Genomic DNA, 22090 nt, shown 5'->3' with positions numbered 1-22090 from the left:
CATGCGATACATGACAGCAGGTGAAAGCCATGGACCAGAAGAAATGGCAATTATCGAGGGGATTCCTTCGGGGTTAAACGTGACAACCGATATGATTAATCATGAATTAGCACGACGTCAACATGCGTACGGCCGTGGGCAACGTCAAGTGATTGAAACAGATACCGTGACCATTCTGTCGGGTGTTCGTCATCAGGTCACGCTTGGTTCGCCAATCACCCTTAACGTTCATAATGATGATCACAATCATTGGCGTAAGATTATGGATCCAAATACGCCAGCAGATGCAGAAAATTCGATGCGTAAGGTCATGCGACCACGCCCAGGACATGCTGATTTAGTCGGGGGCATTAAATATCGCCATCAGTCTGATTTACGAAATGTGTTGGAACGTTCATCTGCGCGTGAGACGGTAATGCGTGTTGCGGTAGGTGCCGTTGCTAAAGCGCTATTGCGAGAAATTGGTGTTGATGTACATGGTTTTGTGCGAAATATTGGGCCGGCGTTTAGTGATCTTGAACGCTTAACGACGTTCCAAGATTTTGCGGAATTAAGGGCTGTAACGGAAAGTTTCCCAACGCGGGCCCTGGATGAAAAGGGCGATCAAGCGATGCAAGCTGTTATCGACCGGACGAAACGAGATGCAAATACAGTCGGCGGTACGGTGCAAGTAATGGCGACGGGGATGCCAGCTGGGTTGGGGTCTTACGTTGCGGCGACTGAAAAGTTAGATGCAAAAATTGCGCGGGCCATTATTAGTATTAATGCGTTCAAAGGCGTTGATTTTGGCGGTGGCTTTGAAAATGCTGAAAAATTTGGCGATCAGGTGATGGATGAAATTTTTTGGGATGCTGACAAGGGGTTTACGCGTGGCAGTAACAACCTAGGTGGCTTTGAAGGCGGTATGACAACTGGGGGTGTGATTGTTGTACGTGGGGTAGTTAAGCCAATCCCAACGCTCTATCGACCAATGCAAAGTGTGGATATTGATACGCACGAGAATCACCGTGCGTCGATTGAGCGATCTGATACAACGGCGGTAACGGCAGCGGTCGTCATTGCGGAAGCGATGGTCGCGATTGAATTGGCCAAAGCGGTTCTAGATAAATTTGATGCTGACAATCTCGATCGATTAAAAGAGCAGGTTGCCGTGTACCGCGAAGAGGTGCGGTTATTCTGAGTACCCCAACAAACGTTCCCGTTATGTTTGGATGCAAGAGAACATTCAGGATTTTAAAATGACTTTTAGGTCTCTTTGCATGTTGGTTTTTGAATATGTTAAGCTGTGCTCGTACGTGAATATAGAGAAAATCAAAGGAGGAAACAACAATGGTTTTAACTGGTACTAAGGCATGGGCAAAGTCTGTTCTAAAGACTGCTGGCATCAAGCATGTGATGGTGGCAAAGCGTAGCACACGCTTGGCAAACGCCTCAATGACGGCACTATATCGTGAAATCAATCGTCGTGGTTTGAACTAACAGACGCTTCATGATTAAAAGTCGTACAAAAAACTGAATAATGACTGCTAAGGTAGCATCCGATTGGGTGTTGCCTTTTCTTTTTTTGTTGGTAGACAAAAGACACCGCTAATCATTGCTGATCAGCGGTGTCTTTTAGAGTCGTGTATTACATGGCTTATTCCATGCATTAGCATAACTATAGCAATCTGATATCGGAATGTCTAGTCATGAAGGTGTCAAATTTCAATAATACGTTTGACGCGACATATTCAAACCTATTCAGTACGATTAAGAAAACTGATGAGGGGGATATTGCCTATAACCTATCAAATTCCAACACCTAATGCTGTCCGGGACGCATTAGAACAACGCCGACGGCAACATGAAACATCACCGCTGTGTAAAGTGGCGCTGCACTTAACCAATACATACTTAACGGAATTAGCCATTGAACTGGCCGTTAAGAAAATGATGGTGCGGGCAGAAAATGTGCAAGTTGATCACTTATTATCTGAAGTGGTTAGTGAGCTTAAGATGCCACACTATTTTTCGCAAGAATATGTTGATCAAATTCGTGAAACAATCCGGGCCGATGCAGCAGTCGAGAATGCCCGTGAGGTCTTAAATCAAATTGATGACTTAATACAAGCTGATATGCGGTCGTGGTTTGCATACAAGCGCCAGGTACAAGTTGCTTTTGAGGATGCGGGTTACGCAGTCGAAGGGACAACCACGATGATTATCGTGCACCCTGAATTAATGATTGAAAAGTTTACGTTGATTTAGCTGTCAAAAAAACGCGCCGGTGGTTAGTCGGCGCGTTTTTTGAATAATCATGGATGCAAGGCGTGTTTGTTCGCTGTCACTTATATTAAGAAGAATTATGGCATCACGCCTTATCAACCACGTGATATAGCATAACTGAAAGTAACGAGGGCACCAAAAACGATATTTTCAATTTTTAAAAAGCTGTTTCAAAGGATTGAAATGGTTTGTCCGGTAAATCGTTCAAACTTTGCGATTGTAATTTCTTTGACTGTTCGCCGGATCTCATTAAGCTCGGCCAATGTTGGACTATGCCGTAAGACGATGGTTTGTTGCTCTTCGTAATTCAAATGAATGTTTGAAATGACGAGGTCAGCAGTTGTAATTTGTGTGTCCGTAATAAAAATATTGATGCTGAGAAAACCTTGCAATCGCTGAATTAGGCGACGCTTTAAAGCTTCGTTGTCTACAAAATCTAACGCAATTGTGACGAGTGGCAGCGCATCTTCACGTGGGATTCGGGTAATGAACGTATTGAAATAATCCTCAAATAATGTGTTTCGAACGGTTTCGAACGGTAACTTGGTTTGATTCACAATTTCTTTAATGATTGTCATCGTCAATTCCGCATAAATTGGGAATTGATGGAAGGCATCTGTAATGTTGGGCTCTGGCCGTAGCTCACTGTGGAAGTAAACTAAGCGTAAGTTAGATGTGTACAAATCATCCACTAAATCAGCCATTAGTTCAGGTGTTAGCAAACCAGGATTACCTAAGAAACGAGGCAAGCAGACGCGAATACAGTCGTTGATGACCGAGAATAGGGCAACGGCTTGTGTGGGCATGAGTTGCATGAAATCATGCTTGCGGGCAAAGCCAAAGGCGTATAAGGCACTGAGGGCGAAGCGTGTCTCATCGTGGGCCGCGACAATATCTAGACCGAGCATTGTTTTAAGCGTGTTCATCAGGGTAATGGGAAAGGCGGCATTCTCGCTAGGCAAATCGGCCAAATCACGGAGCACTGGCGTCGAGTCGGTCAATGAAATGATATGACCATGCTTCATTCGGGTATACCACAAACCGAGTTGAAATTGCATGACAACACGCATAGCCGGTGTAATGGTTGACCCAGTTACACGAGAGAGTGTGTCAAAAAGTTGGGCTGCCCAATTTTGGGCATCTGGGGTAAGTGGGTTGGCTTGTTGGTAATAGTAGTCAAATAAAATTCGAAAGAAAAAATAGCGAATATCCTTTTCATTGCCATTTAAAGTGAAACTATCTGTCACCAAAATATGCTGTTGTGCCAGATGCTCAGCTAGTTCGCGCAATTCGTCACGAACATAGGGCGTTGAAAAGTCATGTTGCGCGGCGAAATCTTCGACAGATTGGAAATTTTCCAAAAATAAGGCGAGTAGCATATGATATTTTGGCGATCGGTTCAAATAATCTAAGGTGAGGTCATGGAGACTAATTGTATGACCCGATTGGACGATGAAGTGTTGGTTGCTAGCGTCAAAGGTGATGTACGATTGCGCGTTTGGTGAAAGTCGCTCGATGTCGTCAATCAATTCTTGCCCATAATGCATGACCAAATATTTTGACCAACCGAGTTGATTAATAACTTGCTTGACTGGTACTAAGGTATATGGTTGTTCCAGTAAGTATTTTTTTAGGGTTAGTTTATCTAACTCTTTTTTATGTAATAGCCATTCCATTGAAAATCTCCCAATTAACACACAAAAAGGCAGTGCACGCACTGCCTTTTCATAAGCGCTGTTATGTTTTTGTTATACCGCAACGTGCGCTGTCTTGGCAAGTTCGGCAAGTAGTTCGTCGTAAATTTCATCGTAGTCTGTAATGGCGTTGTGAAAGCTACGCACAGAACTCTTTAAATAATGTTGGCTAGCGATTGCAACGGCTAGATCGTGTGCGATTTGTTCATTAGATTGGGTCATCATTGACATCCTTCCTGTTACTGAATGACTTTATTATAGGAAGAACACGTGACCGGAACAAAAATGAGTTTTTAAATTTTGAAAAAATGGTTTTTGGGAAACGAGGCCAGCTTCGCTATGATTAAGGACATTACGTTATGAAAGCGAGAGTTGTTGATTATGAATGATTCAAAACCGGTCACCAGTATTATGAATGCCGGGTTTGTCAGCATTACGGCGATTAATTTCGTCATTTACTTAGTGTACTACCTATTAATGGTGATTATTGCCGTCGTGGTACACACGAATTTGCACGCTAGTTTAGCGCAAGCGGGACTAGCATCGGGAATTTATGTTATTGGCACATTGCTTGCTCGTTTATTTATCGGGCAGCAACTTGATATCATTGGTCGTAAGCAGTCACTACGCTATGGTGCGATTCTATATTTGATTTCGACGCTTGCGTATCTCGTTATCCCTAATATTGGGGTGATGTTTGTTGTTCGTTTGGTCAATGGTTTCGCCTATGGTATGGCTTCGACTGCCACCAATGCCATTGTGACAGACTACATTCCAGAAGATAAAAAGGGACTTGGCATCAACTTCTATGGGTTGAGTACGTCGCTCGCTGCAGCTATTGGGCCGTTTGTGGGGATGATCTTGCTTAACTTGACGAATTTCCGTTTTATTGTGGAAGTGTCATCTGCATTGATTTTGTTGACCACGATTGCGACACTGATTTTGCCAGTTCGTAATTTGGTTTTGACCCCTGAACGAAAAGCCGATTTGCGTCATATGACATTTGATAATTTGATTGAACGCAATACAATTTTCATTGCCAGCATTGGCTTCTTGATGGGCTTCTCTTACTCATCAGTATTGTCATTCCTTTCATCTTATGCAAAGACGATTCACCTTGTGGGGATTAGTTCTTTCTTCTTTGTGGTGTACGCCCTGGTCATTACCATTACACGTCCCATGGCTGGTCGAATCTTCGATGTGAAGGGTGAAGATTATGTGATGTACCCATCATATATCTCACTTGCTATTGGGTTAGTTATCTTAGGCTTGACACATTCTGGCTTTACATTATTGGTTGCTGGTGCATTTATCGGATTGGGCTACGGAACTTTTATGTCAAATGGACAGGCCGTGGCGTTGAAGATGGCACCAAATGCCTTACGAGTTGGGGTGTCGTTGTCAACGTACTTCATTGGATTGGATCTGGGAATTGGTGTTGGCCCATTTGTCTTGGGTGACATTGAAAAGTTGATGAATTTCCGTGAATTGTACTTGCTAGCAGCTATCGTTCCGGTAATTGCGGGTCTCTTATACTACAAGTTTTACAATCACGAACATGATGCGGCACCACAAGTTGATGCGCACTAATTAGATTTTGGCACCTAACAATCCTGTTAGGTGCTTTTTTCTGCAAACGGTTACACCTTTTTTCTGCCATAATTTTGTTAGCGGGCTAAACTAAAAGTTGTAAAAAGTGTTCTGCAATTTATTTAACAAGAAAAGAAGGTAATTCTGATGACTTATCAAGGCAGTACAAAAGAAGAAAAACTAAACATTATTGACTTGCCAAGGTTGCGTGACGCTGTAAAACGTGACACCGAAGCGGGAGCGTTTGGCTACGTGGATGGTGGATCTTCAGACGAACAAGTGTTGCGAGATAACGAACAAGCGTTTCGTCACTATCAATTAATTCCGCGTATGTTGCAAGATATTGCGGCGCCTGATTTGAGTACAACCTTATTTGATATTCCACTTACGATGCCCGTGATTGCGGCACCAATTGCAGCGCATGGGTTAATGCACCAAGACGGTGAACAAGTTACCGTCAAGGGAGTTGGTGCTGCAGGATCGATTTTCAGTCTGTCAACGTACGGCAATTCACGTATTGCGGATGTAGCAAGCGCGGCGCCGGATACACCCAAGTTTTTCCAGTTGTATATGTCCCGTGATGATGATTTTAATCAGTATTTGCTAGACGAAGCAGTTAATAATGGTTATAAGGCCATTATTTTGACCGCTGACGCCACGTTAGGTGGGTATCGTGAGGCCGATATTATTAATAACTTTACGTTCCCATTGCCAATGGAGAACTTGGCGGCGTTTTCAAATGCTGCTGGTTCTGGTGAAGGATTGGGGATTGCTGATATTTATGCACGGGCAAAGCAAGATTTGTCATTGCGCGATATTAACAAGGTTAAAGAAATGGCCCATGGCTTGCCGGTAATTGTAAAGGGGATTCAAGATCCTGATGATGCGCTAGCTGCCATCGCGGCTGGCGCTGACGGTATTTGGGTCTCTAATCACGGTGGCCGTGAACTAAATGGGGCACCAGCATCTATTGATACTTTGGCGGCGATTGCAAAGGCTGTTAACCGCCGTGTACCGGTTATTTTTGATTCTGGTATTCGACGCGGTGAGGATGTTGCGAAGGCCCTTGCACTAGGAGCAGATGTTGTCGCACTTGGTCGCCCAATGCTTTGGGGGTTGAACCAAGGTGGGGCGGCTGGTGTACAATCAGTGTATGAGCATTTGGCAACGGAATTAAGGAGTGTGATGCAATTGACGGGCGCCCACACGGTAGCTGAGTTGCAACGTGCCAAAATTATCAATGCAAAATTTTGAGGATAACCATGGAATTAAAAGAGACGACCGTAACTGAACTGTACGCCCACCTGAATCGAATTCTGGGTCGTGAAATAACGACGCAAGACGCTGACATTGCGGTTGCTGTGTTAAACGATCAAAAAATGCCAGTTGGTGGGATAATCGCTGAATTTATGGGTGCAGAGGTGCACATTAAGCAGCTTGTGTTATCGGAAGGTCTGCAGGCGGTTGGCGTTGATGCGGCGCTATTGCGTGAAGTCTTTATGCGTAGTGGCCAGCGTGGTGCAAAGGTGGCAACGGCATATGCCGACAACGATGCGGTGCAAGCATTCTATGAAGCGAACGGGTTTACGGTATTTGGTGAACTAGCTGACGTGCCTGTAATGGGACGAACGCGTGTTTACTTGCAACGTCGCTTATAATAGTAAAAAACGTCTGGTAAGTAATGTGAACTTACCAGACGTTTTGCGTTATTTTGCATAGTGAACAATTGATTGGCCAAGTGACATATTTAGGCGTTCGACAGTATCAGTACTCATCAGACGAAAGGCGGTACCATTTGCCACCAAGGCTTCGTCTAACATAATCCAGGTCCAAGTCTCGCCAGCGATGATTTGACCGTCATGATTATATGAAAAGACGACCAATGGCAGTTCGGCACCTTGATAGACATCAATAGCAACTGTGTCGTCGTTAATGCTTGGTGCAGCCGCAAGATATTTTTGGATGGCTGCTACGGCCGCCGGTGTAGACAAATCGGTAGGGTCGATGAAGCGACCGTGACCAAACGCCTGGCGAACGGTGTTGATGGCCGTTAAAATAAGTTGTTCTGTTTGCATGGGTAGCCTCCTGTACTGTGTTCCTCGGATAGATACCATCATTATACAGACGAATTGTTAGAAAGATTTGAAATAGGGTGCCAACACATATACAGTGTGATATAAGTTGCTATTCCACCAGAATGGTGTTACTATAATAACTGTTAATGAATAAGCTCTTAATTGAGTGGCCAGGAACGAAATTCCTTGGCCGCTCATTTTTTTAGGGTTTTACCTCTGACATAGATGATTTTACGGAACGAAGGGAGGGAATAATATGGCAAACGTTGTAGAAACAGTGCAAGCTGTCCTAGCGCCTGAGTTGGCAGACCAAGGGTTTGATCTCTGGGATGTGATTTACGAGAAACAAGGATCAGATATGGTGCTCCGTGTGTTAGTTGATCGTCTTGACGGTGCAATTAACATGGACGATTTGGTTATGCTAACTGAAACAATTGGTGAGCGTATGGACCAGATCGAACCAGATCCATTCCCTGAGGCATACTTGATGGATGTCTCATCTCCTGGGGCAGAACGTGAATTAAAGCGACCACAAGATTACGAGTGGGCGCTCGAAAAATATATTCACGTTGCCTTAAACCAAGAGGTGGACGGAGAAAATGAATTTGACGGTGAATTACTTGCCGTCACTGACGATATGTTGACATTGGCAATTACAGTCAAGGGTAAGCGTAAGCGTATTGATGTACCACGTACAGCGATTAAGCAAGCAAACTTGACGATTAGCCAGGAACGCATCTTAACGACACCGGAAGATTTCGACTGGGCGATGAACAAGATGGTTCGTGTGTCAACATATCAAAAAATCGATGGTAAGAAAGACTTTGCGGGTGAGTTGACGGCGGTTTCTGATGAAGCGTTGACAATCACTTTGGAAGATGAAACTGCAGTTGATGTCCCACGTGACGCAATTGCGCAAGCTCGTCAAGCAAATAACTTCTAATTTTATATGGAGAATCCAAATGAGTAAGGAATTAGTAAACGCCCTTGACGCTTTGGAGCAAGAAAAGGGTATCAAGGCTGAAGTCTTGGTAGAAGCGATCGAAGAAGCGTTGAAGAAGGCTTACGAAAAGAACTACGACGAATCAGAAAACGTTGAGGTTCAATTCGATCAAAAGAAGGGTAACATCAAGGTTTACTCAGTTAAGACGGTTGTTGAAGAAATCGACGAGCCTTATGAGCAAATCACTTTGGAAGAAGCTTTGGAATTGAACAAGGCTTACGAAATTGGGGATGAAATCCGTTTCGAAGTAACACCAGCTGACTTTGGCCGTTTGGCTGCTCAAACAGCTAAGCAAATCATTATGCAAAAGGTGCGCGAAGCTGAGCGTGGCGTTGTTTATGACAAGTTTATCGGTTATGAGAACGAAGTCATTACGGGAGAAGTTGAACGTCAAGATTCACGTTTCTTGTACATTATCTTGCCCGGTAACCAAGAGGCTGCCATGAAGCAAGGTGATCAAATGCCAAATGAGTCATACCGAATGGGTGACAAAATTAAGGTATTGGTGTCACAAGTTCAAAACGAACAAAAGGGACCTCAAGTGTTCGTTTCACGTACGCACCCTGAGTTGGTTAAGCGTTTGTTCGAAGCCGAAGTACCTGAAGTATTTGATGGTACGGTGGAAATTAAGTCAATCGCTCGTGAAGCTGGTGATCGTTCAAAGATTGCGGTTTATTCACATAACAGCAACTTGGATGCCGTTGGAACGATGGTTGGTCAACGCGGTGCCCGTGTGCAAGCCGTTGTGACTGAATTGTCAGGCGAAAACATGGATATTGTGGAATGGACAGAAGATCCAGCCCAATTTATCAAGAATGCTTTGAACCCTGCTGAAGTCGTGGATGTTATCTTTGATCCAACAAACGACCGTGCTGTAACGGTGTTGGTTCCTGATTACCAATTGTCATTGGCTATCGGTAAGCGTGGACAAAACGCTCGTTTGGCTGCTCGTTTGACAGGCTTCAAGATTGATATTAAGCCTGAAAGCGAACGTGACGCTGTTGTTGCTGACATGGCAAACAAGGAAAACGAATCCGCTAACGCACCAGTTATCGAAGCTGATGTGGCCGACGATTTCGAGGCATCAGAAGAAGCCTAAGGAGGTGTGCTCATGAAGCCACGTAAGATTCCAATGCGAAAAGACATCGTAACCGGTGAAATGGTACCGAAGAAGGAACTCGTGCGCATCGTACGTACCCCCGAAGGTAACGTTGAACTTGATCCAACCAACCGTGCAAACGGTCGTGGGGCATATATCTCATTATCAGTTGAAGTTGCCGAGATGGCGAAGAAGAAGCGCACGTTTGATCGTGTTTTCGAAACGAAGCTTGACGATAACTTCTATGATGAGTTGATGGCCTACGTCGATCACCAAGCTGCACGGAAGGAATTGTTTGGCGATGCAAAATAAGCAAAAACTTTTAAACTTATTGGGATTAGCGCGCCGTGCTGGCAAACTAGTGACCGGTGAGGATATGGTACTTGGCTCAATTCGAAACAGTAAAGCAAGTTTAGTTTTCTTTGCTAACGATGGCGGTGCAAGTAGTATGAAAAAATTTACAGATAAGACAACCAGCTATAACGTGCCATTTACAACCGCTTTGACACGACAAGAATTAGCTGACGCAACCGGATTAGCGCGTACTGTCATTGCAGTAGCTGACCGAGGATTTGCGAAAAAGATGCGGGAATACTTAGAAATCTAGGGAGGATGACACATGACCAAGCGCATTTACGAATTGGCGAAGGAATTAGATGTTTCATCAAAGGACTTAGTGTCAGCAGCTGAAAAGGCTGGTTTGGACGTTAAGAACCACATGTCAACAATTGACGATAAGGCGGTGAAGACGTTGACGAATGCCGTAAAACCAGCTGCTAAGACAGCACCAAAGGCCGAAAAGAAGGCCGAGGCACCTAAGAAGCCTGCCCAAAACAACGCTCCTAAGGCAGCCCAAAACAACGGTGGTAATAACCAAAACCGTAACAACAACCAAGGTAACCAAAACCGTTCAAACAATGGTAACGGTAACCAAGGTGGTAACCGTAACAACAACCGCAAGAACAACCGCGGTGGAAACAACGGTCGCCCAAACAACAACTGGAACGGTAATAACCGTAACAACAAGAAGGGTAAGAAGGGGCCTGGTCGTAACCGTAACAACGAAAACCGACCAGCACCAACAGTACGTAAGGACCAACCATTACCAGAAACTCTGGTTTACTCAGTTGGTATGAACGTGCAAGATATTGCCAAGTTGATTCACCGTGATGCCACGGAAATCATCAAGAAGTTGTTCATGTTGGGTGTGATGGTTAATCAAAACCAATCATTGGATGCTGACACAATCGAAATCTTGGCTGCCGATTACGGTATTGAAGCTGAGCAAAAGGTTGAAGTCGACATTGCCGACATCGACAAGTTCTTTGAAGCAGAGCAAGAAAATACAGAAAACTTGGCTCCTCGCGCCCCAGTCGTTACGATCATGGGACACGTTGACCACGGTAAGACGACTTTGCTTGACTACTTGCGTAACTCACACGTTACGGAAGGTGAAGCTGGTGGAATCACGCAACACATCGGTGCTTACCAAGTTAAGACTGATGAAGGTCGTGTGATTACGTTCTTGGACACGCCTGGACACGCGGCCTTTACGGCGATGCGTGCCCGTGGAGCTGATATCACGGATATCACGATTTTGGTTGTGGCTGCCGATGACGGTGTTATGCCACAAACAATTGAAGCGATTAACCACGCCAAGGCAGCTGGGACGCCAATTATCGTTGCAGTTAACAAGATTGATAAGCCTGGTGCAAACCCAGAAAACGTTATCAACCAATTGATGCAATACGAATTGATCCCAGAAGAGTATGGTGGAGACACAATCTTCGTCAACATTTCAGCCAAGTTTGGTCAAAACATCGAAGAATTGTTGGAGATGATTTTGTTGACGGCTGACGTGTTGGAGTTGAAGGCAAATCCTGATCAACGTGCGGCTGGTTCTGTTATCGAAGCTCGTTTGGACAAGGGTCGTGGAACGATTGCGACGGTCTTGGTTCAACAAGGAACGATGCACGTTGGAGACCCAATTGTTGTGGGTAACACATACGGACGTGTTCGTACGATGACGAACGATCGTGGTCGTCGTGTTAAGGAAGCTGTTCCTTCAACACCAGTTGAGATTACTGGGTTGAATGATGTGCCATCTGCTGGTGACCGTTTCGTCGTCTTTGAAGATGAAAAGACTGCCCGTGCAGCTGGTGAAGAGCGTGCTAAGCGTGCTTTGATTGCTGATCGTAACCGTAACAACGTCGTTTCTGTTTCAGACTTGTTTAACAAGATGGCTGAAAAGCAAATGAAGTCTGTGCCAGTTATCATCAAGGCTGACGTGCAAGGTTCTGTTGAAGCATTGGCTGGTTCATTCCGTAAGATTGACGTTGACGGTGTTAAGGTTGATATCTTGCACACGGCCGTTGGTGCAATTAACGAATCGGACGTCACTTTGGCTGAAGCTTCTGGTGCGATTATCGTCGGATTTAACGTGCGTCCTACGCCACAAGCCCGTCAACAAGCGGACTCAGACAAGGTTGATATTCGTTTGCACAACGTTATCTATAACGCAATCGATGAAATTGAAGCTGCGATGAAGGGTCAATTGGATCCTGAGTTCAAGGAAGAAATTGTTGGTACAGCTGACGTTCGTGAGTTGTTCAAGGTTTCTAAGATTGGAACGATTGTCGGTGGTATGGTGACATCAGGTAAGATTACGCGTAACTCTTCAGTTCGCTTGATTCGTGATGGTATCGTTATCTTTGACGGTAAGCTTGCTTCTTTGCGTCGCTTTAAGGATGACGTTAAGGAAGTTAAGAACGGTTACGACTTCGGTTTGACGATTGAAAACTACAATGATGAAAAGATTGGTGATGTAATCGAAGCCTACGAAATGGTTGAGATTCCTCGCTAATTAACAAAGGAAATGGAGAGCTAAAATGGCACAACAAAATTTCCGTGTTGGACGTCTTGAACAAGAAATCCAACGTGAAGTCAACGATTTGTTGCTAAAACGCATCCGCGATCCTCGGGTCGAAGGTGTAACGGTTACCGGTGTTGAAGTTACTGGTGATTTGCAACAAGCTAAGATTTACTACAGTGTCTTGTCAGAATTGGCATCTGTTAATCAAAAGGCAGCTGCTGGTTTGGAAGCCGCCACTGGTTTGATTCGCAAGGAATTGGGATCACGTTTGGCAATTTACAAGACGCCAGAATTGAAGTTCGTTAAGGATGAATCTGTCCAATATGGTAACAAGATTGATGATTTGATTCGTCAACTACACCAAAACGACTAATAATTTAGAGAATGGCGACCTGCTTTGGGTCGCTATTTTCATACATAGCTAAAAATGATAAGAGGATTACATCATGGATGGTATTTTACCGGTATACAAAGAAGCAGGCATGACGTCACACGACGTTGTGTTCAAATTACGTAAAATTTTACACATGAAAAAGATTGGTCACGCTGGGACGTTAGATCCATCAGTTGACGGGGTTCTGCCAGTGGCGCTTGGAAAAGCGACCAAGACAATTGAATTTTTACAAGAATCCGGTAAGATTTACACGGGTGAAGTAACATTTGGGTTTGCCACAACAACTGAGGATTTGGATGGCGAGATAGTCGAATCTCAACCATTGTCACGGCCATTTACGACTGACGAAATTGCGGTTGCCATGAAGGCCTTGACGGGTGACATTACCCAAATTCCACCGATGTTTTCGGCAGTTAAAGTCAATGGCCGTCGTTTATATGAATACGCTCGAGCTGGCGAAACTGTCGAGCGACCTGAGCGCCAAGCGACTATTTATCGATTTGAACGTACGTCTGAGCCAATATTTGATGAAACAACTGGAACGCAAAAGTTTACATTTGTTGCGGAGGTTTCCAAGGGGACTTACATTCGCACACTAGCTGTTGACTTGGGTAAACAGCTTGGCGTACCAGCGGTCATGAGTCAACTTACGCGCCAAAAGGCTGGCGGTTATGACTTAAGTCAAGCTCATTCGTTGGCTGATATTGCTGAAATGATGACAACTAACGGGAATGTGGACGCTTGGTTGCAACCGCTAGATAGCGCTGTGGCCCAATATCCACATGTTGCATTAACTGACGAGCAATGGGCAAAAGTGAAGAACGGGATTGGTTTGCCTAAAACGGCCTTGATTCCTGTGGCGGATAAGATTGTTATTACCTACCAGGGTGATGTGAAATCAGTCTTTGAATGGCGGGCAGATCGTAATCAGTACCGGCCTTATCGAACATTTTCAATTGAATAGGTCTTGTTTAAGGCGTCGAATTACCAGTTTTGATCGGTAATTCGACGCCTTTTTTCGTTAGATTAAGTACTGTGTAAGTGTCGTACCTAAAAATCTTCAAATTCACCACCTACAATACAGACTAAAGCAGTCTGGCATGATTGGGAACATGCTAAGAAATCGTGTAAAAGGAGACAATAGATATGGCAGAGAAAACAAACGTGGTAATTTTAGGTGCTGGCTATGCGGGCCTAATGGCGCTGAAGGTCTTACAAAAGCGGGCAGATGCGTCATTCATGAGCATCACGCTGGTCGATCAAAATCCTTATCACTACGAAGCCACGGATTTACATGAAGTGGCATCGGGTGCGTTGACGGCTGATCGCATTACTTATCCGATTGCAGATGTCGTAAATCCAGAGATGACGGAATTTATTGAAGATCGGGTAACGAAGGTGGATCGTGCCCAGCATCGGGTTGAACTAGCTAATCATGAATCAATCGGGTTTGACTATCTAATTATTGGGTTGGGATTTGAATCTGAAGATTTTGGGATTCCAGGTGTTCAAGAATATGCGTTGCCGATGGATTCCGTTGATTCAGCAGAACGAATTCAACAACACATCACGGATGAGATGTTTGCGTATCGCCAAGATAATGATCCGCGCCATTTGCATATCGTGGTGGCAGGAGCTGGTTTTACGGGGGTTGAATTGTTGGGGGCACTTTCTGAAAACCGTGAGCGCTATGCTGAAATGGCAGGCGTGGCACCTAACCAAATTCAAATTATGTCAGTTGATGGCGCTAAACGGCCACTAAGTGTTTTTTCTCAGCATCTAGTTGACTATGGTTTGGCGGTTTTGCGAGGGCGTGGGGCAGTTATTGAATCAGGGAAAGGCATTAATGCGATTGAGCCAGATGTGATGCACTATGCCGACCGTGAGACTGGCGAAAGTGGTGAGGTGATTGCTGGCACGATTATCTGGACCACCGGTGTACGTGGGTCAAGCGTTATGGCGGCGTCGGGGTATCAAGCAAAGCGAAACCGCATGAGTGTTACACCATATCTGCAAGATCCAGCAGATGATCGCATTTATATTGTGGGTGATGTTGCAGCGGCCACGGATTCGGAAACCGGCCAAATTTTACCAACGACTGCACAATTAGCGTTAGTCATGGGGGAAATTGCGGGCAAAAACGTCTTGGCTGCAGTCACGGGCTATGAATTAACACCATTTACTTATAAATCACTCGGTACAGTTTGTTCAATTGGTAATACGAGTGCAATTGGGGTGGTTGGCGACGAACATGAAGTCCGTGGCTATCCGGCATCGATGCTCAAGAAGGTCATTATGAATAAATCGTTATTAGAAACTGGCGGGATTAAGCAAGTCATGGCTAAGGGACGCTTTGATTTGTATCATTAAGAACTTGTAAAAACACCAGCTAAAACTGGTGTTTTTCTGTATACTAAACTAAGAAAAAATTCTTAGTAGGTACGTTATGAGTAATAAATTAAAAGCGACCGGCTTGGTTGGCCTGGTCTTATTGTTGTTTGTCGGTGTTGGCGCATCTGGTGGGTCACACGATGATGCAAAGAACCAATCATCACAGGTTAGTTCACATGTTGAAAAAAAGGCCTCATCACAGGCAACTAGTCATGCTGCAAGTAGTCAGACTTCGAGTGAAAAGAAAGCGGCCACTTCTGTAACGTCATCAAGTGCATCGTCTAAAGCGGTTGCAGCCTCGAGTTCTACCGCTGCGACAGGAAATCCAGAAACTCAAGTTCAAGGGCTAAACGGGACGGTGCAAAAGCCACTGCCTTATGCTAGTCAGCGACAAATGGTTATGGCTAGCCTAGATCATTTGGGCCGGGCGCGTGATAGTCATATTCAATTATCAAACGCAGAAGAACCAACTGCGAAACGTTCCGAACGACTGACGTATGATCCAGTTGGTTGGCACAATTTTAAGTTTTGGTACTCAGAGTCTGGTGAACAAACAGGGTCGAAACAAGCTTGGTTAATGGCACGTGGACACTTGGTAGGTTATCAGTTCTCAGGATTAAATGATGAAGCACGAAACTTGGTTCCTGAGACAGCCTGGATGAACTCAGGAAATTATAGTGGTATGGATGAAGGCAATACCGCCAGCATGCTTTACTATGAGAACCATTTGGATAGTTGGTTAGCGACACATCCTAATTTCCGGTTGGATTATCAAGTGACACCACTTTATGCACAAGACGAGTTAATTCCCCGCAAAGTGCGATTAGCGTATGTTGGCTATGACGACGCCGGTAAGCGAATCCAGATTAAAGTTGGTGGTGGACGCGAAGAATCTGGGGATGATGATGCAACGGTCGTATATCTTGACAATACAAGCCCAAATGCCACAATCAACTATGCCGATGGCACAGCTACAAATACAGTAAATGCTGCACCAGCGGCCCCGGTGGCATCAGCCCCGGCCGCAAGTAGTAGTGCGCCTGTCGCATCATCTGAATCAAGTGTGGCACCTGCCGCACAAGCACCAGCGACAACGAATGACCCCACTGTGTACGTAACGGGTGGTGGATCGAGCGCTGTGTATTGGTATGGTACGGATAGTATGCCAGCCAATACAAATAAGGCAAATTTGGTACAAATGCCTGAGAGTCAGGCCATTCAACAGGGTAAGCGTCACAGTATGACTGAAAGGTAAACCAGATGAACACGGGTGCTAACACGTTTAATAAATGAACGCTCATTCTTTTTTAAAAGCTGTTATATCGCGAATATTCTGACTAAACCCCGCCTTGCGCGGGGTTTTATGTTATTATGAAAGCATTGAATTTTTGAAACGAGAGGCGCTGACAATGGAAGTCATCACATTACATCATCCTTTTGACGCTGCCACAATTGCCGACGAGCCAGTTGTGTTAGCCATGGGCTTTTTTGACGGAGTTCACGCAGGACATCGCGCTGTGATTAATCGTGCGAAAGCTGAAGCGACGGCACGAAGTGTGAAATTGGCAGTGCTTACGTATGATCAACATGCGTCGGTTGTATTTACTGCACACCAACACCCTTTGACGTATCTCACGACATTACCACGTAAATTAACGTTGCTTGCAGAGATGGGGGTTGACGTGGCTTACGTCGTTAACTTTACGTCTGCTTTGGCGAAACTTGCGCCAGCTGACTTTGTTGAACAGTATATGATTGGTTTACGTGCAACAGCCGTTGTAGCTGGTTTTGATCACACCTATGGTGCTAGCGACGCCCAAGCCGATATGTCACACTTGCCCGGCTACGCGGCTGGTCGCTTTGACGTCATCGAAGTTTCACGTGTTGATGTTGACGGAGAAGAGAGTGCGTCAACACGTGCACGTCAACTGGTTGATGCCGGTCAGGTTGATGCGTTGAATGAGTTGTTAACGCAGCCCTACCAAACTAGTGGCGTAGTTGTGCACGGTGAGGCCCGTGGGCGTGAAATGGGTTACCCAACAGCCAACATTGAAACTACGCCAGGTGAGCGGTTACCAGGAGTTGGGGTGTACGTGGTCGAATTAGAAATCGCTGGTAAATGGTACGGTGGGATGGCATCGATTGGTTACAATGTGACCTTTGGTGAAAACCGGCCAAAGACAGTTGAAATTAACCTGTTTGATTTTGCACAAGAAATTTACGGCGAGCGTGTGAACGTTCGTTGGCATCATTACATTCGTGGTGAAGAAAAATTCACTGGTATGGATGCTTTGATTGCAAAGCTCCAAGAAGATGAATCTGTGTCACGACGCTTTTTAGCAGAAGTGTAGTCTAAGAAAAAGAAAGGAGACAAATCATGTCTTTTGATGGTCTCTTTACGCACGCAATGGTGCGTGAGTTGAATGAAACATTGGCTGGTGGCCGAATCATGAAGATTCACCAGCCATACCCTAATGAAATTTTCCTGGTGATTCGTAATAATCGTACGAATTATCCAGTGTTATTGAGTGCGCATCCTTCGTTTGCGCGGGCACAGATTTCTCGCATTAAGTATGCGAACCCGCAAACGGCACCTAATTTTGCCATGATGCTTCGTAAGCATCTAGAAGGCGCCCAATTGCTGCGCGTTGAGCAGGTGGCAAATGATCGTATGATTAAGTTCACCACTTCTGGCCGTAATGAGCTTGGTGACGAAGAGAAGACGTCGCTTATCCTGGAGATGATGGGACGTCACTCTAATCTGTTTTTGATTGACGAACCGACACAACGTATTTTGGATTTGATTAAGCACGTTCCTGCTGACCAAAATCGTGTACGGACGCTAATGCCCGGTGGTACTTATGTTATGCCACCGAAGCAAGATGTGATTAATCCGTATGAGTCACTTGACGGACTAGCTAACTTGATTTTGGATAACCCAGATGTGAACGATTTGGCGAAGGGTATTCAAACCACGTTCCAAGGGTTTGCCCGTGATTCAGCGCAAGAACTAGCAGCGGTGTTGCAACAATCCGGTGATGCGATGAAGTTAGCACAAGATTGGTTCGATCGCTTTGACCAGCCAGATCCACGCTTGATTTCCACTGAGAAGGGTGTTAATTTCACCCCATTTGAGTGGTTAACAGTACAGGGGAATGTGCTAACCTATCCAACGCTCAGTGAAATGTTGGACGCGTATTTTGCTGAAAAATCAGAACGTGATCGTGTGCAACAACAGGCGGCCATTGTTTTGCGTGTTGTTCGAAATGAATTAAAGAAGAATAAAACTAAGATTAAGAAGCAACAAGCTGAACTAGATGCAGCTGATAATGCGGATGAATTTAAGGTTAAAGGTGAGTTGTTGACGACATACATGCACCAAGTGGAGCGTGGTATGACTGAAATTGAGTTGCCAAATTATTATGACGATAATAAGCCACTCAAAATTGCGTTGTCTAACCAAATCGGCCCATCACAAAATGCCCAGAAGTATTTCACGAAGTACAACAAATTGAAGACGTCTGTGAAGTATTTGAATGAGCAAATTGCAATGGCGCAAGAGGAAGTCGATTATTTTGAAAACTTGCTTGCGCAAATTGATATTGCCTCGCCAAAGGATATTGAAGAAATTCGTCAAGAATTGATTCAAGAAGGTTACATGCGGGTGCAGAGTAAGAAGAAGCAAAAGCCTCAGGTCAGCCAGCCAGAAAAGTTCTACGCAACTGATGGCACGTTGATTGAAGTGGGTAAGAACAATTTGCAAAATGAGCGACTGTCAATGAAGACGGCTGCTAAATCAGATATCTGGCTACACACCAAGGATATTCCTGGGTCGCACGTTATTATTCACGATGCCAATCCATCTGATGACACGTTACTTGAAGGGGCGATGTTAGCAGCGTACTTTTCGAAGGCTCGAGATTCAGCGAATGTGCCAGTGGACTATTTGCCAGTCCGTCGGTTGCGAAAGCCAAACGGTTCTAAACCTGGTTTCGTAATTTTCGAGGGACAAACGACCATGGCAGTGACGCCTGATTTTGCACTGGTGCAACGGTTACGTCAAAATAAGCCAGCACAACAGTAATAACAAATCGTTAAAACGACTAGCGGTACCAACGTGGTGTTGCTGGTCGTTTTTTGTTTTGCCGTGGTTAAAATATTAAAGTCTCATTAACCAAAATGGTTCAATTAACAGCCCGTGTCTGAAATTTAGTAAAATAAGCTTAAATTAGAAATTTTAGGGGGTTCATCATGATCAAGGAAATTGCACTGGCTGACATCGACACAATGCGTGCTGCGATTCGTAATGGCGTCGATCGCGTGGAATTAAATAGTCGTTTGGATTTGGGAGGACTAACCCCAGACGACCAGACAGTTGCCGAAGCTGTGGCGTTGGCGGCTGAAGCGCAAATTGATTTGGTCGTGATGATTCGCCCACGGGGTGGTGACTTCGACTATTCTGAGGCTGAAATTGAAGATATGCGCCGTTCGTTACGCCGCATGCGGGCTTTAGGGGTAAAGACGGTGACGTTTGGGGTGGTCGACGTCAAAAAGCATCTAGCTCGGGATCGCATGACCAAGTTGCTAGAAGCTGCAAAGCCCATGCAAGTGGTTTATCACATGGCTTTTGATGATATTGCAGAGCGTTGCCAACAACAAGCTTTACGCTGGTTGGCGAATTACGGGGTGATACGTGTGTTGACGCACGGTGGTAAGTTAACTGTGCCAATCACAGAAACAGTGTCTCATTTACAAGAGATTGTCCAAATGGCACCAACGGGTCTCACGATTCTGCCAGGCGGTGGGGTGACATTTGAGAATGCAGGGTGGTTAGCACAACAACTCCATGTTAGTGAATTACATGGATCAAAAATTGTCCCATTACCGGTTAATAATGCTTTGTAATGGTAAGGAAAACCTTTTTGTCCTAATTGTGTAATACAAAAAGCGTATAATCTATAAGTTATGTCAGGAGGTTGGGATGAAAACCGTCTTAGAAGCGTTACGCGATACTGAAAAACAGTACAAGACCGTGCTGACGAAGATGACAAAAAGCAACGGACTGACAATTGCCGAGTGGCAGTTGTTGAGTCATGTTGCCGCTGGGTTTGATACTCAAGATAAGTTATCCGATGAAACGGGCCTTGATAATTCGACATTGTCACGGCAGCTAAGTTCATTACTCAAGAAAGAAATGGTTTCAAATATTGCCGTTGGTCGCGATCGACGCCAATTAATCTATGAGCTCACAGTCAAGGGTAATGACGTACTGACGGCTGTTAACGAACAGCATATGATCTATGAAGAGACTGCATTTAAGTTATGGTCCGCTGAAGAAAAAAGCATGGTTCAAATCTTACTTAACCGTCTTGAAAAGTCATTAAGTAAGCAAATATAGGAGGATTAGTTTAATGGCAAAGCACGCAGTTGTTATCTCGTTAGATGCAATGGGTAGCGCCGATTTGAAGGCGCGCTTACAATTTTTGCCAAACCTATCAGCATTGGTCGCTGGAGGAACATGGGTGCGTGACGTAAAAGGCGTTTATCCGTCAATTACTTATCCATCACACACGTCAATTATCACGGGAACCTATCCAAAAACGCACGGCGTTGTGAATGCGACCCTTATGCAACCTGAACGAGTCTCACCAGATTGGTATTGGTATGCAAAGCATATTAAGGTACCGACGGTGTATGACTTGGCACGCGAAGCTGGTATGACGACAGCTGCTTTCTTGTGGCCTGTCACCGCTGGTGCACATATCAACTGGAATATTGCTGAGATTTTCCCAAACCGCATTTGGACTAATCAGTACACAACGTCATTGCGAGCAAGTTCGCCATTGTTCTTACTACAAATGGACCGTAAGTTTGGTCATTTACGCAATGGTATTCAACAGCCAGAGTTGGATAACTTTATTACGGCAGCGGCGGCTGATACTATTCGGACCAAGAAACCAAATCTTACGTTGGTTCACTTGGTTGACATGGATTCACACCGGCACCGTTATGGGGTTCGGACGCAACAAGCGTGGGATGCCTTAGATTGCTTGGACAAGCACGTTGGTGACTTGATTCAAGCAACTAAAGATGCGGGCATTTTTGAAGAGACAGACTTCATGATTCTTGGTGATCACTATCAACAGAACGTCTCAAAGATGATTCACTTAAACATGTTATTTGCTAATCGTGGTTGGTTGAAGGCAACACGGAATGGTCGTGTTGCCCGCAATTGGCAGGTTATTGCGAAGCACACTGATGGTGCGACTTACATTTATTTGAAGGATAGCACTTTGCTTGATCAAGTGAAGGATGTTGTGAAAGACGTACCGGGTGTTAAAGCAATTTATGACCATCATGATATTGTGACATTTGGTGCCGATCCAGCGGCAGCGCTGATGATTGAAGGTGAGAAGGGTTACTACTTTACCGATGAAACGCGTCGCCCGGCTGTTGTCGAAGAAGTGACAAACGAGATGTTGGAACGTGGCGAAGTGGATCGTTATAAGGGAACACATGGCTACCACCCAGACAATGATGACTATACGACGACGTTGATTTTAAACGGGCCAGATATCAAGGCTGGTCAAGTTTTGGACTTGGATGTTGATTTAACAGACGAAGGGCCAACAATGGCGCACTTGCTAAATCTGCGGTTCCAAACCCCAATTGCTGGTCACACAATCGATCAAGCGTTTAAGGAGTAA

23 protein-coding genes are annotated in these 22090 nt (G+C 44.9%); 20 read left to right on the top strand and 3 right to left on the bottom strand.

All coding sequences use genetic code 11. From position 1 onward, the window contains the following. The first annotated feature begins 1 nt into the window (after position 1). The 3 genes from aroC (at position 2) to ESE_RS0108235 (ending at position 2247) form a co-directional block, all read left to right on the top strand. On the top strand, positions 2–1180 hold the full coding sequence (aroC, locus tag ESE_RS0108245; protein ID WP_010373769.1) for a chorismate synthase: 1179 nt from the start codon (positions 2–4) through the stop codon (positions 1178–1180). A gap of 149 nt (positions 1181–1329) precedes the next feature. Next, positions 1330–1479 (top strand): hypothetical protein, encoded by a 150-nt coding sequence (locus tag ESE_RS12375; RefSeq protein ID WP_010373766.1) that lies wholly within the window; start codon positions 1330–1332, stop codon positions 1477–1479. Positions 1480–1773: 294 nt separating this feature from the next. Then, positions 1774–2247 (top strand): hypothetical protein, encoded by a 474-nt coding sequence (locus tag ESE_RS0108235; RefSeq protein ID WP_010373763.1) that lies wholly within the window; start codon positions 1774–1776, stop codon positions 2245–2247. A gap of 188 nt (positions 2248–2435) precedes the next feature. Here the strand turns inward: ESE_RS0108235 and ESE_RS0108230 are convergent, their stop codons facing one another. Next, positions 2436–3941 carry a helix-turn-helix domain-containing protein gene (locus ESE_RS0108230; RefSeq protein ID WP_010373761.1) on the bottom strand — a complete coding sequence of 502 codons (1506 nt, stop codon included), beginning with the start codon at positions 3939–3941 and terminating at the stop codon, positions 2436–2438. 72 nt (positions 3942–4013) lie between these two features. Then, positions 4014–4184 (bottom strand): hypothetical protein, encoded by a 171-nt coding sequence (locus tag ESE_RS12280; RefSeq protein ID WP_010373759.1) that lies wholly within the window; start codon positions 4182–4184, stop codon positions 4014–4016. Between the two features lie 156 nt (positions 4185–4340). Between ESE_RS12280 and ESE_RS0108220 the strand changes: the two genes are divergently transcribed. The 3 genes from ESE_RS0108220 to ESE_RS0108210 all read left to right on the top strand — a co-directional run bounded on the left by ESE_RS0108220 (position 4341) and on the right by ESE_RS0108210 (position 7207). Then, positions 4341–5549, top strand: a complete 1209-nt coding sequence (locus tag ESE_RS0108220; RefSeq protein ID WP_010373756.1) for an MFS transporter — start codon at positions 4341–4343, stop codon at positions 5547–5549. Positions 5550–5696: 147 nt separating this feature from the next. Continuing rightward, positions 5697–6803 (top strand): alpha-hydroxy-acid oxidizing protein, encoded by a 1107-nt coding sequence (locus ESE_RS0108215; protein ID WP_010373755.1) that lies wholly within the window; start codon positions 5697–5699, stop codon positions 6801–6803. An 8-nt stretch (positions 6804–6811) separates the two neighbouring features. Further along, a complete protein-coding gene (locus tag ESE_RS0108210) occupies positions 6812–7207 on the top strand; it encodes a GNAT family N-acetyltransferase (protein WP_010373754.1) in 396 nt (131 codons plus the stop codon). Between the two features lie 48 nt (positions 7208–7255). Here ESE_RS0108210 and ESE_RS0108205 read toward each other — a convergent pair whose 3' ends face one another. Continuing rightward, complete coding sequence (locus tag ESE_RS0108205) at positions 7256–7624, bottom strand: hypothetical protein (RefSeq protein ID WP_010373752.1); 369 nt, start codon at positions 7622–7624, stop codon at positions 7256–7258. A 256-nt stretch (positions 7625–7880) separates the two neighbouring features. Here ESE_RS0108205 and rimP point away from each other — a divergent pair, with 256 nt between their 5' ends. The 14 genes from rimP (at position 7881) to ESE_RS0108135 (ending at position 22090) form a co-directional block, all read left to right on the top strand. Continuing rightward, positions 7881–8567 carry a ribosome maturation factor RimP gene (gene rimP, locus ESE_RS0108200; RefSeq protein WP_010373750.1) on the top strand — a complete coding sequence of 229 codons (687 nt, stop codon included), beginning with the start codon at positions 7881–7883 and terminating at the stop codon, positions 8565–8567. 19 nt (positions 8568–8586) lie between these two features. Continuing rightward, positions 8587–9726, top strand: coding sequence for a transcription termination factor NusA (gene nusA / locus ESE_RS0108195; protein WP_010373748.1), 1140 nt, complete (start codon positions 8587–8589; stop codon positions 9724–9726). A 12-nt stretch (positions 9727–9738) separates the two neighbouring features. Then, the gene (rnpM, locus tag ESE_RS0108190) at positions 9739–10038 is read left to right on the top strand and encodes an RNase P modulator RnpM (protein WP_010373747.1); all 300 of its coding nucleotides are present in this window, start codon (positions 9739–9741) and stop codon (positions 10036–10038) included. Continuing rightward, entirely contained in the window at positions 10028–10333 is a 306-nt protein-coding gene (locus ESE_RS0108185; RefSeq protein WP_010373745.1) for a YlxQ-related RNA-binding protein, read from the top strand. The genes rnpM and ESE_RS0108185 overlap by 11 nt, the downstream gene beginning before the upstream one ends. A gap of 12 nt (positions 10334–10345) precedes the next feature. After that, positions 10346–12589: a translation initiation factor IF-2 gene (gene infB, locus ESE_RS0108180; protein WP_010373743.1), complete on the top strand. Its 2244-nt coding sequence runs from the start codon at positions 10346–10348 to the stop codon at positions 12587–12589. A 25-nt stretch (positions 12590–12614) separates the two neighbouring features. Then, positions 12615–12971 (top strand): 30S ribosome-binding factor RbfA, encoded by a 357-nt coding sequence (gene rbfA / locus ESE_RS0108175; RefSeq protein ID WP_010373741.1) that lies wholly within the window; start codon positions 12615–12617, stop codon positions 12969–12971. A gap of 73 nt (positions 12972–13044) precedes the next feature. Next, a complete protein-coding gene (gene truB, locus ESE_RS0108170) occupies positions 13045–13956 on the top strand; it encodes a tRNA pseudouridine(55) synthase TruB (protein WP_010373739.1) in 912 nt (303 codons plus the stop codon). 182 nt (positions 13957–14138) lie between these two features. Beyond that, positions 14139–15362, top strand: coding sequence for an NAD(P)/FAD-dependent oxidoreductase (locus ESE_RS0108165; RefSeq protein ID WP_010373737.1), 1224 nt, complete (start codon positions 14139–14141; stop codon positions 15360–15362). A 76-nt stretch (positions 15363–15438) separates the two neighbouring features. Next, positions 15439–16638 (top strand): DNA/RNA non-specific endonuclease, encoded by a 1200-nt coding sequence (locus ESE_RS0108160; protein ID WP_010373735.1) that lies wholly within the window; start codon positions 15439–15441, stop codon positions 16636–16638. Positions 16639–16792: 154 nt separating this feature from the next. Then, a complete protein-coding gene (gene ribF / locus ESE_RS0108155) occupies positions 16793–17734 on the top strand; it encodes a riboflavin biosynthesis protein RibF (RefSeq protein WP_010373733.1) in 942 nt (313 codons plus the stop codon). Positions 17735–17760: 26 nt separating this feature from the next. Continuing rightward, a complete protein-coding gene (locus tag ESE_RS0108150; protein ID WP_010373731.1) occupies positions 17761–19467 on the top strand; it encodes an NFACT RNA binding domain-containing protein in 1707 nt (568 codons plus the stop codon). Positions 19468–19634: 167 nt separating this feature from the next. Further along, on the top strand, positions 19635–20288 hold the full coding sequence (locus tag ESE_RS0108145; RefSeq protein ID WP_010373730.1) for a copper homeostasis protein CutC: 654 nt from the start codon (positions 19635–19637) through the stop codon (positions 20286–20288). A 76-nt stretch (positions 20289–20364) separates the two neighbouring features. Next, positions 20365–20781, top strand: coding sequence for a MarR family winged helix-turn-helix transcriptional regulator (locus ESE_RS0108140; protein ID WP_010373729.1), 417 nt, complete (start codon positions 20365–20367; stop codon positions 20779–20781). Positions 20782–20794: 13 nt separating this feature from the next. Beyond that, a complete protein-coding gene (locus ESE_RS0108135) occupies positions 20795–22090 on the top strand; it encodes an alkaline phosphatase family protein (RefSeq protein ID WP_010373728.1) in 1296 nt (431 codons plus the stop codon).

The sequence above is a fragment of the Weissella cibaria KACC 11862 genome, from assembly GCF_000193635.1.
Classification (GTDB): Bacteria; Bacillota; Bacilli; order Lactobacillales; family Lactobacillaceae; genus Weissella; species Weissella cibaria.
Note: the sequence above shows the minus strand (reverse complement) of the source record. Positions and strands in the feature narration are given on the sequence as shown.